Source organism: Bradyrhizobium sp. 132, from assembly GCF_023074185.1.
Lineage (GTDB): Bacteria > Pseudomonadota > Alphaproteobacteria > Rhizobiales > Xanthobacteraceae > Bradyrhizobium.
In genome coordinates this window covers 1-13339 of the sequence record NZ_JADPKY010000055.1, presented here as the reverse complement: position 1 = coordinate 13339, position 13339 = coordinate 1, and the positions used below count along the sequence as shown (strand labels likewise).

The following is a 13339-nucleotide window of genomic DNA, read 5'->3' as shown; positions in this document are numbered from 1 at the left end:
GAGTTTTCCATGTCGTTCTGGACACGCCATCAAGTCTTCGAGAAGAACTCGATCATCCTGATCGTCGGCATCCTGCTGGTGATCGCGATCGGCGGTCTCGTCGAGATCACGCCGCTGTTCTACCTCAAGAGCACGATCGAGGCGGTCGACGGGGTGCGGCCCTATACGCCACTGGAGCTCGCAGGCCGCAACGTCTACGTCCGCGAAGGCTGTTATCTCTGCCACTCGCAGATGATCCGCCCCCTGCGCGACGAGGTCGAGCGCTACGGCCACTTCTCGCTCGCCGCCGAGAGCATGTTCGACCACCCGTTCCAGTGGGGCTCGAAGCGCACCGGTCCCGATCTTGCCCGCGTCGGCGCCAAATATTCCGACGACTGGCACGTCAACCATCTGACCAACCCGCGCGCCATCGTGCCGCAGTCGGTGATGCCGGGCTATCCGTTCCTCAGTCAGACCGAGGTCGATCCCGACACGATCGCCGACCACATGCGCACGCTGAGAACCGTCGGGGTGCCCTACAGCGACGATCAGATCGCGAGCGCCAGGGCCGATGTGAAGGCCCAGGCTGATCCCGATAATTCCGGCAGCGATGCCTTCAGCAAGCGCTACGTCAAGGCCGTCGTGCGCAATTTCGACGGCAAGACCGGCACGCCGACCGAAATGGACGCGCTGATCGCATATTTGCAGATGCTCGGCACGCTGGTCGACTTCAAGATCTACAACGATAAAGCCAATCTTCGCTGAGAAGGCATCAACGATGAAAGCCATCCTGACACTCGACAATCTTCCGTCCGGTCTCGTGACCACGATCTGGACGCCGGTCTTCATCGCGATCTTTCTCGCGATCATCGCCTACGCATTTTGGCCTCGCAACAAGGCCGCTTTCGACGAAGCGGCACACCTGCCGTTGCGGGAGGAGTGAGAGATCATGACCGATCATCATAGCGACATCGATTCCGTCACCGGCACGTCCACGACCGGGCACGAGTGGGACGGCATCAAGGAACTCAACACGCCGCTGCCGCGCTGGTGGGTAATCACCTTCTACCTCACCATCGTCTGGGCGATCGGCTACTGGCTCGTCTATCCGGCCTGGCCGCTGATCTCCAGCAACACCACGGGCATGTTCGGATACTCGTCCCGCGCCGACGTCGCAGTCGAGCTCGCAAACCTCGAGAAGATCCGCGGCGACAAGATGGTGGCGCTGGGCGCGGCCTCGCTCGCCGACATCGAAAAGGATCCGGCCTTGCTGGCGCTCGCCCGCGCCAAGGGCAAGACGGTGTTCGGCGACAATTGCGCGCCGTGTCACGGCAGCGGCGGCGCCGGCGCGAAAGGCTATCCGAACCTGAACGACGATGACTGGCTGTGGGGCGGCACGCTCGACCAGATCATGCAGACCATCCAGTTCGGCGCGCGTTCCGGTCACGCCAAGGCGCATGAGGGCCAGATGCTCGCCTTCGGCAAGGACGGCGTGCTGAAGCCGGACGAGATCGTCACGGTCGCCAATTACGTGCGGTCGCTATCGGGCTTGCCAACCCGCAAGGGCTACGACGCGGCGAAGGGCGAAAAGATCTTCGCCGAGAATTGCGTCGCCTGCCATGGCGATGGCGGTAAGGGCAACCCCGAGATGGGCGCGCCGAACCTCACCGACAAGATCTGGCTCTATGGCTCGGACGAGGCGAGCCTGATCGAGACCATCAGCCTAGGCCGCGCCGGCGTTATGCCGGCCTGGGAGGGGCGGCTCGATCCGGCCACCATCAAGGCCATGGCGGTCTACGTCCACTCGCTGGGCGGTGGAAAATAGCCCATTGACGGAAGACGGGCGAACAAAACGCCCCCGTTTGCGCTGGATCAACTGACGCCGCGGCGTCGGGTCTAGGTTTAATCGCACCTTTGCGAGAAGCTTTTGACGATGAACAAGACCGTGAACCCGAACGACCTCACATCGGACGACGATTACGGGCCGCTCTACGCAGCCCGGAAGAAGGTCTATCCCCAGAGCGTCTCCGGCACCTTCCGCCGGATCAAATGGGGCCTGATGGCGTTCTGCCTCGGCATCTACTACTTCCTGCCCTTCGTGCGCTGGAACCGCGGCCTCGGCGCTCCGAGCCAGGCGGTGCTGATCGATCTGCCCAACAGCCGCTTCTACTTCTTTTTCATCGAGCTGTGGCCGCAGGAGGTCTACTACTTCACGGGCCTGTTGATCGTCGCCGCGGTGGCGCTGTTCCTGATGAACTCGGTCGGCGGCCGCATCTGGTGCGGCTATCTCTGTCCCCAGACGGTCTGGACCGACCTGTTCTACGCCGTCGAGCGCCTGATCGAAGGCGACCGGCGCGAGCGGATGAAGAAGGACAAATCGTCCGATCCGACGAGGCTCAAGCGCATCTCGGAGATCGTGCTCAAGCATTCGATCTGGCTCCTGATCGCCTGGTGGACGGGCGGCGCCTGGGTGCTCTATTTCAACGACGCGCCGACGCTGGTGAAGCAGCTCGTCACCTTCGAGGCGCCGATGATCGCCTATGCCTGGATCGGCATTCTCACCGCGATGACCTATGTGCTCGCCGGATTCATGCGCGAGCAGGTCTGCGTCTATATGTGCCCCTGGCCGCGGATCCAGGCGGCGCTCACCGACGAATGGGCGCTCAACGTCACCTACCGCTACGACCGCGGCGAGAAGCGCACCTCGGTCAAGAAGGCGATCGAGCTGCGCGCCATCGGTGAGCACGCTGGCGACTGCGTCGACTGCTATCAATGCGTCGCGGTCTGCCCGACCGGCATCGATATCCGCAACGGGCCGCAGCTCGAATGCATCCAGTGCGGCCTCTGCATCGATGCCTGCGACAACGTGATGACCAAGATCGGCCGTCCGAAGCGGCTGATCGGCTACGACAACGACATCAATATCCATCGCCGCCAGGAAGGCAAGGCGCCGGTCTACCGCATCGTCCGTCCCCGCACTGTCGCCTACAGCGCGATCATCGCGGCCGTCGGCGGCATCATGATCTACATCCTCGCGACCCGCAGCCTGCTCGACGTCAACGTGCTGCACGACCGCAATCCGGTCGCCGTCAGGCTCAGCGACGGCTCGATCCGCAACGCCTATACGGTGCGGCTGCTGAACAAGAGCGGTTATGACCGCGTCATCGCGATCGACGCGAACGGTCCGGCCAACGCGACCATTCACGTCATCGGCGTTGATTCCGTGACGCCGGACCGGCCGATGATCGTGATCCCCCGCGACTCCACCAGCGAGTTGCGGCTGCTCGTGACCGCGCCGGCGGACAGCAATCCAGAGAAGTCTATTCCCGTCCGCTTCCACGTCACCGATATCGGGCTCGGCGAGGCCGCGTCCGCCACCGACAATTTCGTCTCACCGTAAGTCCAGGAGACACCCATGGCATCCAAGCCGCTGACCGGGACCAAGGTGTTCCCGATGCTGGTCGCCTTCTTCGGCGTCGTGATCGGCGTCAACGTGACCATGATGAAGCTTGCGATCGCGACGCTGCCCGGCACCGACGTCGACAGCCCCTATGCCGCAGGCCTCATTTATGACCGCGAGATCTCGGCGGCGCAGGACCAAGCCGCGCGCAAATGGCAGGTTAACGCTCATATCGAGCGGCGCGCCGATGGCAATGCCGTGCTCCAGGTCGAAGCGCGCGACGCTGCCGGGCATCCGGTGAGCGGGTTGAAGTTCGGCGGCCGCCTGGAGCGGCCGACCGACAAGCGAGCTGATCTCGCGGTCGAGCTCTCGGAGGCCGGCATCGGCATCTATCGCGGCAATGCCGCCTCCGTCGCGCCCGGGCAATGGGACATGGTGATCGAGGGCGAAGTGCGTGGCGCGCGCGTCTTCCTGTCACGCAACCGCGTCATTCTGAACTGAAGGATTTCGCCATGCAGATCACGCGGGACTTCTCGCACTACGTCCGGACCGCGGGCGAAGGCGTCCAGCACATCGATCTCGCGGTCGAGGGCGTTCACTGCGCCGGATGCATGGCCAAGATCGAGCGCGGACTGTCGGCGATTCCCGACGTCACGCTGGCGCGGGTGAACCTCACCGACCGGCGCGTCGCGCTGGAATGGAAGCAGGGCACGCTCGACCCAAGCCGTTTCATCGATCGGCTGGCAGAGCTTGGCTACAAGGCCTATCCTTACGAGACCGAGAGCGCGGAGGCGACGGAAGTTGCCGGTTCGCGCTTCCTGCTGCGCTGCCTTGGCGTCGCCGCGTTCGCCACCTTGAACGTGATGATGCTGTCGATCCCGGTGTGGTCCGGCAATGTCTCCGACATGTTGCCCGAGCAGCGCGACTTTTTCCACTGGCTGTCGGCGCTGATCGCGCTGCCGGCGGCAGCCTATGCGGGGCAGCCGTTCTTCCGCTCGGCCTGGCGCGCGCTATCGAACAAGACCACCAACATGGACGTGCCGATCTCGATCGGGGTGTGCCTTGCGCTCGGCATGTCCGTGGTCGAGACCATCCACCACGCCGAGCACGCCTATTTCGACGCGGCAATCATGCTGCTCACGTTTCTTTTGGTCGGCCGCTTCCTCGACCAGAACACGCGGCGGCGGACGCGCGCGGTCGCGGGCAATCTCGCCGCACTCAAGGCCGAGACCGCGGCCAAGTTCGTCGGGCCTGACGAGATTTCGCAGGTGCCGGTTGCGGCGATCCATCCCGGCGACATCGTGCTGCTGCGGCCCGGCGAGCGTTGCGCGGTCGACGGCACCGTGATCGAGGGACGCTCCGAGATCGACCAGAGCCTGATCACCGGCGAGACACTCTATGTCACGGCCGGGCGGGGCACGCCGGTCTATGCGGGCTCGATGAACATCTCCGGCACGCTGCGGGTGCGGGTCTCGGCCGCCTCAGAAGCCACGCTGCTTGCCGAGATCACGCGGCTGCTCGACAACGCGCTCCAGGCGCGCTCGCGCTACATGCGGCTCGCGGATCGCGCCTCGCGGCTCTATGCGCCGGTGGTCCACGCGACCGCGCTTCTCACCGTCCTTGGATGGGTCATCGCCGGCGCGAGCTGGCATGATGCAATCGTGACCGGCGTTGCCGTGCTGATCATCACCTGTCCCTGCGCGCTCGGGCTTGCGATCCCGACGGTGCAGACGGTGGCCTCGGGCGCGATGTTCAAGTCGGGTGTGCTGCTCAATTCGGGCGACGCCATCGAGCGGCTGGCCGAAGCCGACCACATCATCTTCGACAAGACCGGCACGCTGACTCTGCCGGATCTCGCAGTCACGAATGCGGCCGAGATCTCCACTGATATCTTCGAGCTCGCCGGTCGCCTCGCGCTGTCGAGCAATCATGCGGTGGCCGCTGCGGTCGCGCAGGCCGCCGGCGCCAGATCGCCGATCGTCGGCGCGGTCGAGGAGGCCGGGCAGGGCGTGCGCGCTGTGGTCGAGGGCGTCGAGATTCGTCTTGGTCGTCCGTCCTTCTGCGGCGCCGAGGCGTTGGCCGGCGGCGTCAATCTCGACGCTGAAGCCTCCATCGTCGCTTTCAGCAAGGGAACGGAAAAATTCATCCTCTCGGTGCGCCAGGGGCTGCGTCCGGATGCGCAGGCCGTGATCGCGGCGCTGAAGGCGCGCAACATCGGCATCGAGATCCTCTCCGGCGACCGCGAGCCGGCGGTGAGGGCGGCCGCCCACGCGCTCGGCATCGCCGAGTGGCGCGCCGGCGTGACGCCGGCCGACAAGATCGCGCGGATCGAGGAGCTGAAACGGCGAGGCGCAAGAGTGCTGATGGTCGGCGACGGCATGAACGATGCACCCTCGCTCGCGGCGGCCCACGTCTCGATGTCGCCGATCTCGGCCGCGCATCTCAGCCAGGCGACCGCCGATCTCGTCTTCCTCGGCCGGCCGCTGGCGCCAGTCGTTGCCGCCATCGATTCCGCGCGCAAGGCGCTGCATTTGATGCGGCAAAACCTCTGGCTTGCGATCGGCTACAACGTCCTGGCGGTGCCGATCGCGATCAGCGGTGTCGTCACGCCCCTGATCGCGGCTGCCGCTATGAGCGGCTCGTCGATCCTGGTCATGCTGAATTCGCTGCGGGCATGCAGCGCCTCGCGGAAGATCGTGTGATGGAGATCCTGATCATTCTGGTCCCGCTGGCGCTGATGCTCGGTCTTGCCGGCCTCGCCGGCTTCCTCTGGTCGCTCCGGAGCGGCCAGTACGACGATCTCGACGGCGCAGCGTGGCGGGCGATTGCCGACGACGAGCCGCCGCAAGAGGCGCCGGCTAAGCGGTAAAGCGGTAGCTTTCCACACGAGGTGCGGCGGACTTCCAGTGAATGGGAGAGCATCCCTGTCGTCGTTGATGGAGGGTTGACCAGGTTTGTTATGACGGCAGGTTGTGTCACTGCATGGGGGCGTTGTTGCCAATCGAAGGCGGCGCAACTGAACGGACCGGCGGCGTGGCGGGAGTCCGACCTCCATGTCCGGCAAATGCTGGCGATGGCGCAGCACGATCTGGCGCGCTCCGGAGAAGCCGAGAAGGCCTTAGGCGTGAAGCTCTGACAGGGCTCGCGAGACCGTCTCCAGGATGAGGCCGAGATAGTCGCCGATGTCACGGCGGCACTCGGACGGCCATCAGGCCGGCGGCCGCGGTGCGGGATGTCCGTCTCGAGCAGGAAGGTCGCAATCCTCCATGGCGTTCTTGCGGCCGAGCAGCAGCATGTGGTCCTCCGCGTGCTTCAGCTCGCCGGCCGTCAGGGTCCAGAGCTTGCGCGCAAACTGACAGTCTGTATTGGCCGCCTTGTCCGGGCTCGCCCGGTTTACCAGGCGCACCGTGGTCTCGAGGATCGCTTCGGCCGCGATGCGGTGGGCCCTCGCCGAGATCTCCTCGTCCTTGCCGCTTGCGAATTCGCTGGCCACGAGCGCCGTCTGGCCGACCAGCCGCCGACCAGCCGCCGACCAGCCGCCGAACGCAGCGGACGGCGAGGGCGCGGAGCGCGTCGTGGAAGGCTGGGTGGTGTAGAGTGCGGGCGGAAGCATCGGCGATCTCCTTGCTGATGGGCGGAGGATGCGAGGCACCGCCACACGGTCAAATTCGGCGTCATCTCTGGTGGCCCTCCAGGCTGCTGCTGAGCGCTTGCATCGTTGGAGCGTTGAGGCAGTAGTCTTCGTAATCTCTGGTATCCACCCTGATCTCGACATCGTTGTTGCACTCAACCTTCCGGTCGCATTGGGTGCAGACCCGCTCGTCGCGCAGCACTGCCGGCTTCGATCGCGAAGACATCCTCGTGGTCGATGCCGAGAACCTTCAGTAACCCGGGCAATTTCGTCAGCCGCAAGCGTCCTTGACCACGCATCGAGGTCTGCAGGCGTAACGCGCAGATCGGCGCGATTCGTGCCGCAGTAGAGTTGATGCAACTCACGGAGTTCACGGCGATGCCTCAGCCAGTTACCGAAAACATCCAGGAGGCCTTCAAGAATGGGATAAGTCTTCTCTGTTTTCTTCATGCCCAATACGCTCCCAATTCTGGTGTGATGCTTTCTTATTGAAGCCGGCCGGGGCCGCCGTTGCGCCAGCGCAATGTCCTTTGCGCGGACGTAGCTGGTCCGCCGCAATTGCAGTATTTCTCCCCCGGGCGTCCGGCCGTAGAGCGCATTCAACCCAAAATCTCGGCCAGCGCCGTTGCCAGACCTTACCTCGATTCCCTACCGGGAGGCCCATCCTTCCTCTTGATCGGCGACGTACGCAAGCTCCTGCCGCAACGGCCCGCTCGCCCGGCCGCCTCTCGAGGAAGCGAAAGCCGGCAGCCCGAGCACGAAAGACCTGGAGGGCCTCGTCGAACGCTTCGTCGTAGGAATCGATCCCACGACCGTGTGCATGAGTTCGTTCAGCACGTAGGCGCGAACGAGACTCCTCAACATAGTGAGGGCGTTCTCGGCGGCTTCGCCGAAGAGCCCGTAATTCGGCTAGGACGCCGATTATCAGCGTATGCAGGTTTTCACGAGCGTCGCGCCACTCGGAACAATCACGGCCGCGCTCCGGAAAAGCGCGGCGGATGGAGCCGGCCTTTCGAGCGCGTAGGAGCGTATCGCGTGAGCGACCAAGTTCAGCGCGTCTTCGACGATTTTTTACGCGAGCCTTCTGCGGCCGGCAGAAATTCCCGGTAGCCCTTGACGGCAAGGAAGCCGCGCATGTCGGCGAACGTTTCGCGCGGTCGCCTGTGCAGATCTCGACTTCCTGGGCAAGATCTTTCGCCAGCTCCCGGTCCCAGGCGCTCGAGAGCATTTCTTTCACGGAAGGGTCGCGAGAGTTTTGTGGCAGTCATCGTCCTCAACCTCCGAATGGTCATGCGTCGTGAACAGCACCACCGCGATGCCGACCACAGCACGGTCGCGGATATCGTTGCGACGGTGGACAGAACGCTCATTGCCCTGAGAGCGCCCGTTAGGCCCTCCTAGACCAATGGATAAACGCCACTGCAAAAAGGATCCTCCAATTCAAAGTAGACCAGCATTCCGGAGGTTCGTACGCCAACTGGTGGATCCAGTCCGGCCCTGAACCGCCAGGCAGAGCTCTAACATTCGACTAGGCGTCGGGCCGCGGTTATGCGAGTCTTGCAGCATTTCGAGGCGTGTCGGAAACGGAGGGACCCGATGTGCGATCGTTAACTGCGTGTCTCTTTCGGCGTGGTTGGAATTGGGACGGGTAAAGTCCTCGGACACTCAAAGTGACATGTGCCAGTGAAAGTACGCTCCACGACTGGACCGTAGGTGAGCGTGTAGTCGTTTGCGAAGCGGCTGGACCGCGTCTGAGCGGCAAGCAAGGAGTCGTTCTCGGGTTCGGTGCTACGCGCAGCAGGCTTCGCGTGTTGCTCGACGGTTCCAGAGGGCCGATCACGTTGCACATCACCTTCGTGGACCCGGTCGTGCAGCACGATCGCGCTTGAGAATGGTGCTGCCTACAAGGGGAAAGTCCGCGCGGCGTAGCACAATCGCAGCGCGGAAGCGGAAATGCGCGCCATTCTGGAGGCCGCCGTGCGTCCCGAGAAGATCGGCCTCACCAATGCCGATGTCGAGGCACTTGAACATGGCCGCGACGCGCGTCCCGCTGAGCCGATGCGCTTCGAATGATCCTGCTCGATACGAATCTGGTCTCCGAGGCGATGAAGTCCGAACCGCATCCATCGGTTCGTGACTGGCTCGACGCCCAGGGGGCCGAGACGCTGTTTTTCTCCAGCGTCACCATCGCCGAACTGTTGTTCGGCATCCGCGCGCTGCCGCGCGGGTCGGGAGAAAGAAGGCCCTTGGTCAGCACCTCGACCTTGCAGCCGAGAACGGCCTCCCAACGTCCGTTCTGAGGCTGACAGCGGAATGGCGTACTGCTTCTGCTGCTGGACATCGGCATGCTGATGCCGCCGAGGATGATGATCGAGATCACGCCGATCGCGATCGGTGCTGGTCAGCTTGATCGCTGATCATCATGCTGGTCATCCCGATCATGATCGCGCGCGCTTCGAGGTTAGCCCACGGGCGCCGGTCACGTCGGCATCTCGCCGTGCGATGGCTCGCAACGTGCGCGCGCGATTTGGTGGCACTGGGCTTTTTGCCGAGCCCTAGTCCGGCGCGATCCTCAACCGAGGTCCGCCAGTGCTTGGACTTCTCCCGGAAGGCTCTGCCGGGGCGGAGGCGGTTCACGACGACAACAGTCTGCCAGGAATGCGGCGAAGGGACCGACATCACCTTGTACGCTCGCGCTCTCGAGTGCCCGCATGTATTCGTCGCGTCTGCCGACGGGAATGATTGTCCAAGGCAGTCCTCCCGATGCCATCATGACATTCATGAGGAAGCGGCCCGTTCGGCCATTGCCGTCTGGAAGAGGGTGTATGAAGGTGAATATGAAGTGTCCGAGCACAGCTCTCACGCGCGGATCCTTCTCCTCCTTCAGGCAATCAAGAAAAGCCTCCATGGCGTCAGGTACCGATTCCCAAGCGACCGGTGTGTGTCCCGAGTTCCTGATGAAAACGAAGTGAGTTCGATAACCGGCGAGGTTTTTGGGCTTGATGATGCCGGCTTGAACTGAGGGCTGAAAGAGGGCCCGGTACCAGTCGAGGTGCTCTCGATCGGCGATCTCGGCGGCGTCCTCGCCGTTGAGCACGCGGGCCACCGCGCCACGGACCACTTGGAACGCATCCCAGTAGCCCTTCGCGGCCATTGCATCCGTTTGTTTGCGATCTCCATCGCTGCCGTTGGGATCCCATTTTCCGGTCTTCACCTTCTCGATCAGTTCCTCCGTGACCGAGTAGCCTTCGATAGAAAGCGAGTGGTACGCGTCCGAGGTGTACCGTTCGTCGATCGCGGCCAGATATCCGTCATGATCGTTGATACGCCGCGGCTCAAGCTTGAAATTTGCTAACACCTTTTCGCGTATCTCCGCCCACATGAGACGGATTCGCGTCATGATTGGTGGCGTGGCCCGGCTTGGAAGCTGCATCGGTACCGGCGCTTTGAATGGATCGGCATCTTCCCTGACATCGTGCCCGCCCGCCGTCATCGCGGTGACGATATCGTCGGCGGCCCGCGTGTTGCCCAGCAGTCGGTACGCCCCGGCGATGCGCCCCGCCGCGGCCGCATGTCCGCCTTCCAGGAGGACTTTTAGGATTGCGCTGGCATTCCTCTGCGAACCGAGCAGGGCGATGACGTCGTTCTTCTGCGTCTGCCAGAAAGCTGGCGCGGCAGCGCAGATCGCCTCCGGCGCCGGAAAGGTCTGGACCCCGGCGGTCTTGACCGGGGTCACCAGCAGTTTGGTCGCCTTGTACAGATAAAGGGAGGTGCCATGGAGAAGGGGCTGGGTTTGGTTATTGGCGGTCGGTGCCGCGATCACGATCTGCTTCGGAACGTTGAGATTTTCTGCAAGTAGCGGGATTGAGCTTTCTGCCGAGAGGACCCAGTCACTCTTGAAGCGCTCGTTGCAGTAGGCGCGGCAAAACTCCCAGAACGACGAGTACCACGACGTGCTGTCGCCCGACCGCTCCTCGGGCCGCGTCATCAGCACCCATCCTTTGATGATCTCCTTCAGGAACCCGGCCTTCACCAGCCGTTCGCGGTGGGTGCGCGAAAGTTCGTCGCTCCGGAAGATTCGTCGATTTCCGCCGTTGCTGAGGGTCTTCAGCTCAGTGAGGGACTGGGCGAGTTTGTCGTGGAGAGTGGGCATGTTCCAGCTCGGGAGGTTCCGATAGTTTGATGTCCTGCGAATACAATAATATAACGCCGTTCAATATCAATAGTATTATGCTGGCGTTCTCAATAAAATTCAGTTGCGTAATTACAATAAATTATTGCAAGGCGCTTAGGCCGAGAAGCCGAGCTAGACCTGGCTAGAGCGCCTTCCGGTGGAAGGTCGACGTTAAGGTGCTTGTCTGGCTGAGAATGTGGCCGCCGATCGGCAAGGAACCCGGTTATGCCTACGCTTAGCGAGTCCTCCTGAACAACATCGACGCCCATCGGGCCGGATCCTGACGTTCGCGCCGGCGTTCCGAGCCAGGCGCCATGGCCAGAGCGTTGCGGCGGGCCCGCGCAATTGACCCTTCTCCTCAAGGATTCAAAATCGAGCTGCGTCATCGAAGGCGAGAAGCCGCCGCAGGATCTTATCCAGCGGTGGGATAGGGTCATCGGCGAAGCAGGATGGACGCCGCTCGATGAGACGGTGTTCTTGCGCCTGCACCGCATTGTCATCGGTGATGAGCGTTTCGTGAAGCTCGGCTTTCGGAAGGAAGGCGGTTTCGTCGGTGAGCATGACCACGAGACGCAGAGACCCATTCCCGACCATATCAGCGCGCATCACGAAGATATCGCCTCCCTCGTCCACGGATTGATCGCGTTCGACCAGGCCTCGTCAATTGAGCTTGACCCCGTTGTGGCTGCCGCCGTGCTGGCCTTCGGGTTCGTCTACATCCATCCATTCGAGGACGGCAATGGCCGCACCTGGCACGACGGATTCAATCCGGCGGCATCCACTTTCCGGTTTCAGCCGCCATCCTAAGACAAAATCGCCGAATACAAGGACGGATTAGAAAGCTATTCGAGTAAATTGCTGCCATGCGTCCAATGGCAGCCTACTCCACAGGGCAACGTCAAGGTCCTGAACGATACGGCTGACGTTTACCGCTTTTTCGATGCAACGCCGCACGCGGAGTTTCTGTACGAATGCGTGCAGAGGACCATCGAACAGGATCTTCCGAAGGAAATCCGGTTCTTGCGGAGCTTCGATACATTCCGGGCGGGCGTCGAAAACATGATCGACATGCCGGAGCGCACCCTCAACAATCTCTTTGGATTCTTGCAACAGAATGAAGGGCGACTCTCAAAGCGCGCCCGTGACAACGAATTCTCCCAATTAACGCCAGACGAAGTCACGAAGATTGAGGAGCTTTATCAACGGCCTTCTCGAACGACTCCGGAACAGCGAGCTGAGCCTCTGTCATCTTCATTGGATCATAGCCTGGATGTCGAATCAGAATCCTCTTCAGCGGCCGCCACAAAATATGATCCAAAGGCTCGCCGCGTGCGTGAGTTTTGATCCTAGACGAGACCGACGAGATGGTCGATGCCCTCATCGTATTTTCCGACTACTCGTTGATCGTGCTCCAGAGCGAAAGCGATGAGTTCGAGAAGCTCTGCGCATTGCCGCCCCCTCACGTTCTATCCGATGAGGTGCAGGCTCAGACAGCCGAAGAAATCGACCGCATCAGGCGCATGGCGGCGGATGGTCCGCGCGTCCCGAACAGATGAAGACTCAGATCGCCGAAACGGAAGCAAGCATTGTGGCCTTTGCTGAACAAGCGAGGGCTGGGGAGACATTCGCGGAGCGCGATGAAGGACGGATTGGTCTCTCACAGGCCAAAGAGCGTTGAGTCAATGAGCGTGCCGCTCTGAACCGCGAGCTTCCAAGCCGACAGGTCGGGTATCGTCGATCGATCTGTGGAGCAGGGCTGCTCCCATGAGACCAGCCAAGCTGGCGACCGGCATTGAACAGGCCGATGCCGGATGCGCGGTTGCGGTCATTGAGGTTGCTGAAGCGATCAGGGTGATCGACAGGAAAACGAAATGACCGATGCCCCGTACGCAGGAGCATCGGTAGGACACGGATATGGTCGGCGCCGGAGGCGATACGGGAGCTGGTGTCGGTGCTGGTGCAGGGTGGGGCCTACTGGGGGCCACCCGTATACTTGTCAACCGTCGACATGAGCGGCTTCGGGGTCGACAGATTGAACATCAACCCGAACCGACCTTCGGGACCAGTCTTGTCCGGCTCGTCGATCAGCTCGTAGAGATCGATCCACTCGATGAACGAATACTGAGAGAACTTCGCCAGCATCGCATCCAGGTTT

The 13339-nt window shown here is 62.4% G+C and carries 11 protein-coding genes and 4 pseudogenes; 12 read left to right on the top strand and 3 right to left on the bottom strand.

The window, feature by feature from the left end:
* The first annotated feature begins 9 nt into the window (after nt 1-9).
* The 7 genes from ccoO to ccoS all read left to right on the top strand — a co-directional run bounded on the left by ccoO (nt 10) and on the right by ccoS (nt 6248).
* Nucleotides 10-744, top strand: a complete 735-nt coding sequence (gene ccoO / locus IVA74_RS09815; protein WP_247342231.1) for a cytochrome-c oxidase, cbb3-type subunit II — start codon at nt 10-12, stop codon at nt 742-744.
* A 13-nt stretch (nt 745-757) separates the two neighbouring features.
* Complete coding sequence (locus IVA74_RS09810; RefSeq protein ID WP_247342227.1) at nt 758-922, top strand: cbb3-type cytochrome c oxidase subunit 3; 165 nt, start codon at nt 758-760, stop codon at nt 920-922.
* 6 nt (nt 923-928) lie between these two features.
* On the top strand, nt 929-1804 hold the full coding sequence (gene ccoP / locus IVA74_RS09805) for a cytochrome-c oxidase, cbb3-type subunit III (protein ID WP_247342224.1): 876 nt from the start codon (nt 929-931) through the stop codon (nt 1802-1804).
* 108 nt (nt 1805-1912) lie between these two features.
* Nucleotides 1913-3379, top strand: a complete 1467-nt coding sequence (gene ccoG / locus IVA74_RS09800; protein WP_247342221.1) for a cytochrome c oxidase accessory protein CcoG — start codon at nt 1913-1915, stop codon at nt 3377-3379.
* A gap of 15 nt (nt 3380-3394) precedes the next feature.
* Nucleotides 3395-3880, top strand: coding sequence for a FixH family protein (locus IVA74_RS09795; protein WP_247342219.1), 486 nt, complete (start codon nt 3395-3397; stop codon nt 3878-3880).
* Between the two features lie 11 nt (nt 3881-3891).
* On the top strand, nt 3892-6081 hold the full coding sequence (locus IVA74_RS09790) for a cation-translocating P-type ATPase (protein WP_247342216.1): 2190 nt from the start codon (nt 3892-3894) through the stop codon (nt 6079-6081).
* Entirely contained in the window at nt 6081-6248 is a 168-nt protein-coding gene (gene ccoS / locus IVA74_RS09785) for a cbb3-type cytochrome oxidase assembly protein CcoS (protein WP_247342297.1), read from the top strand. The genes IVA74_RS09790 and ccoS overlap by 1 nt, the downstream gene beginning before the upstream one ends.
* Nucleotides 6249-6428: 180 nt before the next feature.
* Here ccoS and IVA74_RS09780 read toward each other — a convergent pair.
* Nucleotides 6429-6992 (bottom strand): annotated as a pseudogene (locus IVA74_RS09780) (helix-turn-helix domain-containing protein); the annotation flags it as partial.
* A gap of 1896 nt (nt 6993-8888) precedes the next feature.
* Between IVA74_RS09780 and IVA74_RS09770 the strand changes: the two are divergent.
* Both IVA74_RS09770 and IVA74_RS09765 read left to right on the top strand, forming a co-directional pair.
* Nucleotides 8889-9083: pseudogene (locus tag IVA74_RS09770) on the top strand (hypothetical protein).
* Nucleotides 9080-9261 (top strand): annotated as a pseudogene (locus IVA74_RS09765) (PIN domain-containing protein); the annotation flags it as partial. The pseudogenes IVA74_RS09770 and IVA74_RS09765, both read left to right, overlap by 4 nt.
* Nucleotides 9262-9582: 321 nt before the next feature.
* Here the strand turns inward: IVA74_RS09765 and IVA74_RS09760 are convergent.
* Nucleotides 9583-11163: a Fic family protein gene (locus tag IVA74_RS09760; protein WP_247342213.1), complete on the bottom strand. Its 1581-nt coding sequence runs from the start codon at nt 11161-11163 to the stop codon at nt 9583-9585.
* A 498-nt stretch (nt 11164-11661) separates the two neighbouring features.
* Between IVA74_RS09760 and IVA74_RS09755 the strand changes: the two genes are divergently transcribed.
* The 3 genes from IVA74_RS09755 to IVA74_RS09745 all read left to right on the top strand — a co-directional run bounded on the left by IVA74_RS09755 (nt 11662) and on the right by IVA74_RS09745 (nt 12740).
* Nucleotides 11662-11991 carry a Fic family protein gene (locus tag IVA74_RS09755; RefSeq protein ID WP_247342209.1) on the top strand — a complete coding sequence of 110 codons (330 nt, stop codon included), beginning with the start codon at nt 11662-11664 and terminating at the stop codon, nt 11989-11991.
* 168 nt (nt 11992-12159) lie between these two features.
* Entirely contained in the window at nt 12160-12528 is a 369-nt protein-coding gene (locus IVA74_RS09750; RefSeq protein ID WP_247342206.1) for a hypothetical protein, read from the top strand.
* 20 nt (nt 12529-12548) lie between these two features.
* The gene (locus IVA74_RS09745) at nt 12549-12740 is read left to right on the top strand and encodes a hypothetical protein (RefSeq protein WP_247342204.1); all 192 of its coding nucleotides are present in this window, start codon (nt 12549-12551) and stop codon (nt 12738-12740) included.
* 415 nt (nt 12741-13155) lie between these two features.
* On the opposite strand, the pseudogene IVA74_RS09740 reads toward IVA74_RS09745, so the two are convergent.
* Nucleotides 13156-13339, bottom strand: a pseudogene (locus tag IVA74_RS09740) (hypothetical protein); the annotation flags it as partial.

Excerpts from the sequence above, each read along its gene's own strand:
- ccoO (WP_247342231.1), top strand. The coding sequence starts at position 10 with ATGTCGTTCTGGACACGCCATCAAGTCTTCGAGAAGAACTCGATCATC.
- ccoS (WP_247342297.1), top strand. The coding sequence starts at position 6,081 with ATGGAGATCCTGATCATTCTGGTCCCGCTGGCGCTGATGCTCGGTCTT.
- IVA74_RS09810 (WP_247342227.1), top strand. The coding sequence starts at position 758 with ATGAAAGCCATCCTGACACTCGACAATCTTCCGTCCGGTCTCGTGACC.
- IVA74_RS09745 (WP_247342204.1), top strand. The coding sequence starts at position 12,549 with ATGGTCGATGCCCTCATCGTATTTTCCGACTACTCGTTGATCGTGCTC.
- IVA74_RS09795 (WP_247342219.1), top strand. The coding sequence starts at position 3,395 with ATGGCATCCAAGCCGCTGACCGGGACCAAGGTGTTCCCGATGCTGGTC.
- ccoP (WP_247342224.1), top strand. The coding sequence starts at position 929 with ATGACCGATCATCATAGCGACATCGATTCCGTCACCGGCACGTCCACG.
- ccoG (WP_247342221.1), top strand. The coding sequence starts at position 1,913 with ATGAACAAGACCGTGAACCCGAACGACCTCACATCGGACGACGATTAC.
- IVA74_RS09760 (WP_247342213.1), bottom strand. The coding sequence starts at position 11,163 with ATGCCCACTCTCCACGACAAACTCGCCCAGTCCCTCACTGAGCTGAAG.
- IVA74_RS09790 (WP_247342216.1), top strand. The coding sequence starts at position 3,892 with ATGCAGATCACGCGGGACTTCTCGCACTACGTCCGGACCGCGGGCGAA.